This is a genomic window from Gordonia sp. NPDC003585 (assembly GCF_040610755.1).
Taxonomy (GTDB): Bacteria; Actinomycetota; Actinomycetes; order Mycobacteriales; family Mycobacteriaceae; genus Gordonia.
Map to the genome: position 1 here is coordinate 1 of NZ_JBEXMX010000173.1, position 3,160 is coordinate 3,160.

General features: G+C 67.5%; 2 protein-coding genes. Both read left to right on the plus strand.

What is annotated here, in order from left to right; translation table 11 throughout:
- Positions 1 to 927, plus strand: a 927-nt coding sequence (locus tag ABZW74_RS24290; RefSeq protein WP_355280045.1) for an acetyl-CoA C-acetyltransferase, incomplete at its 5' end; no start/stop codon positions are given.
- Positions 928 to 1,278: 351 nt separating this feature from the next.
- Entirely contained in the window at positions 1,279 to 2,937 is a 1,659-nt protein-coding gene (locus ABZW74_RS24295) for a VanW family protein (protein ID WP_240862563.1), read from the plus strand.
- The last annotated feature ends 223 nt before the right edge of the window (positions 2,938 to 3,160 follow it).

Below are 3,160 nucleotides of genomic sequence, written 5' to 3' on the forward strand. Positions count from 1 at the left end.
GTCGACACCACGTCGGACGCCCCGATCGCGGTCGGCGAGGGACTGCGGCGTCAGCTGCTCGAGGTCAACCGCGCCCGCAGCACCACCGACCAGTTGCTCGCTGCGCTGAAGCTGCTGCCGAAACTCGGCATCGAGATCCCGCAGAACGGCGAACCCCGCACCGGCATGTCGATGGGCGAGCACGCCGCGATCACCGCCAAGGAGTTCGGCATCAAGCGCGCCGACCAGGACGCGCTGGCCGCCGCGAGCCACCAGAAGATGGCCGCCGCCTACGACGCCGGGTTCTTCGACGACCTGATCACCCCGTTCGGTGGACTGATCCGCGACCAGAACCTGCGTGGCGACTCCTCAGTGGAGAAGCTCGCCAAGCTCAAGCCGGTGTTCGGCGTCTCGCTCGGCGACGCGACCATGACGGCGGGCAACTCGACCCCGCTGACCGACGGCGCGTCGACCGTCCTGCTGGCCAGCGACGAGTGGGCCGACGCGAAGGGGCTGGGCGTTCTCGCCTACTTCGTCGACTCCGAGACCGCGGCCGTCGACTACGTGAACGGACCCGACGGGCTGCTGATGGCCCCGACCTACGCCGTCCCGCGCCTGCTCGAGCGCAACGGACTGACGCTGCAGGACTTCGACTTCTACGAGATCCACGAGGCCTTCGCGTCCGTCGTGCTCGCGACCCTGCAGGCATGGGAGTCCGAGGAGTACTGCAAGGAGCGTCTGGGCCTCGACAACGCGCTCGGGTCAATCGACCGCACCAAGCTGAACGTGAACGGCTCGTCGCTGGCCGCGGGCCACCCGTTCGCCGCGACCGGCGGACGCATCGTGGCCCAGGCCGCCAAGCAGATCAAGGAGAACGGTGGCGGACGCGCCCTCATCTCGATCTGTGCGGCCGGCGGGCAGGGTGTCACGGCGATCATCGAGGGTTAGAGAACCTTCGATCCCGATTTTGGACACTTCATTGGGGACTGTCGAGACTTCTGACACGAAGTCGTCTCAAATGGCCCGAGATGGAAGGGGAAATTCGTCACAATCTCGGGAAATGTGCCCACAGGGGATGTAACGAAACGAAAAGTAGCGTAGACATACCAGTAGCTCCGGCTGAGCTGTCAGACCCCCGACCCGACAGCTCGGCCGGAGCGCCTGCTTTCTCGGGGGTGAAGCGCAGGCGGTCGGGACTCTTCACTGTCGTCGCCGCCCACTGTGGTCCGCACGACAGTTCATCTCCGCTTGTCGGAAATTATGGTTGGAGTCGTGACTACAGGCGCTCGGAGAACACGCATGGCCACTCGTGTGGCTGTCGGCGTCGTCGCCGTGCTGTGCCTGGTTCTCGCCACCGACGTCGTCCTCACCCGGTCTGCCTCGGCCCGTGGCGCGACGATCGCCGGCATCGAGGTCGGCAACCAGGGCGGCAAGGAACTCGAACCGGCGCTGGCCGAGCTCGCGCGTCGGGCCGGACAACCGGTGATCATCGCCACGGACTCGGGGTCCGTGGAATTCACCGCCACCGAGCTCGGCCTCACCTTTGATGTCGACGCCACCCGCGACCGTCTGCTGACCCCGCTGCGCAACCCCGTCGTGCGCCTTCTCGGGATCGTCGGTCGGGGCCCGGAGGTCGCGCCGGTCGTCCGACTCGACCGCAAGACGTTCGACGCCGCGCTCGACGCCGAGCGTAGGGTCCTCGAGCGCGCCGCCATCGAGGGCGGGGTGCACTACGCGGGTGCCGAGCCCCGACCCGACCGGCCCACCGCGGGCCTGCGGATCGCGCGTGACCGGGCGGCCGACGTACTGATGAGTCGCTGGCTGGACGGAGCACCGGTCCACCTGCCGATGGAGCCGTTCTCGCCCTCGGTCACTTCCGAGGTGGTTGACGCGACCGTCGCCGGAGTCGCGAAACGTGCGACCGCCGGCGAACTGACGGTGACCGGGCGCCGTGACGTGAAGGTCGAGGTGTCGCCGGAGCAACTCGGTTCGATCCTCACGTTTGTCGCCGACGGCCGTGGCGGGTTGGTGCCGCGCGTCGACCCGGGTGTGGCGAAAGGTCTGCTGAACGGCGACCTGGCCCGCTCGCAGAGCATCGCGAAGAATGCGTCGTTCCGGGTCACCGGTGGCGCACCACGGGTGGTCCCGTCGGTCGACGGCGCACGGATCAACTGGACCAAGACCGCCGACGCCATTGCCGCACAAGCGGTGTCGGCTGACGGCGCCCGCACGGTGGCAGCGGTCTACGACGTGGTGCCACCACGCCTCACCACTGCCGGAGCGCGACGCCTCGGGGTGAAGGAGGTGGTGAGCGAATACACCACCGGAGACTTCAGCAGTGCGTCGGGCGAGAACATCCGTCTCGTCGCGGCCGAGGTCGACGGTGCAGTGGTCCTGCCCGGAAAGGTGTTCTCGCTCAACACCTATACGGGTCCGCGAGGCTCTGCCCAGGGCTATGTGACGTCGACGATCATCGACCACGGACGCGCCGCGAAGGCAGTCGGCGGCGGCATCTCGCAGTTCGCGACGACGCTCTACAACGCGGCGTACTTCGCCGGACTCGAGGACGTCGACCACACCGAGCACGCCTACTACATCTCGCGCTATCCGGAGGCGCGGGAGGCGACGGTGTTCGAGGGCGCCATCGACCTGCAGTTCCGCAACAACACCCGACACGGCATCTACATCGAGACGAGTTGGTCGTCCTCGTCGGTGACCGTGCGCATGTGGTCGACAACCACGGTCAAGGTGGAATCGATCACCGGTGAACGCACCGCAATCACTGCGCCCGAACGTGTTTCGGTCCCCAAGGGCGACGACTGCATCGCCAGCAGCGGCAGCAAGGGGTTCACCACGTCGAACACCCGGATCATCCGCGACGCCCGCACCGGCGCCGAGATCTCGCGCCACACCCGCACTGTCCGCTACGCCCCGGAGCCCATCGTCAAGTGCGTGTGAACGGTCGGACCGCCGCGCCCCACGCTGGGTGATGTCGACACGGTGATTTCCTCGCTGGTTGATCTCGACACGGTGCCTCGCTCCGCTCGGTACCGGCTCGATCCGGCGGATCTCGACACGGTGCCCACCCCCCCCGCTGGTTGAGCCGACACCGAGCCCCCAAGGGCGAGGCGTCGTGTCGAAACCACCTGGCAAGCTGACACTGTCGCCAACCTCAACCATC

Excerpts from the sequence above, each read along its gene's own strand:
- ABZW74_RS24295 (WP_240862563.1), top strand. The coding sequence starts at position 1,279 with ATGGCCACTCGTGTGGCTGTCGGCGTCGTCGCCGTGCTGTGCCTGGTT.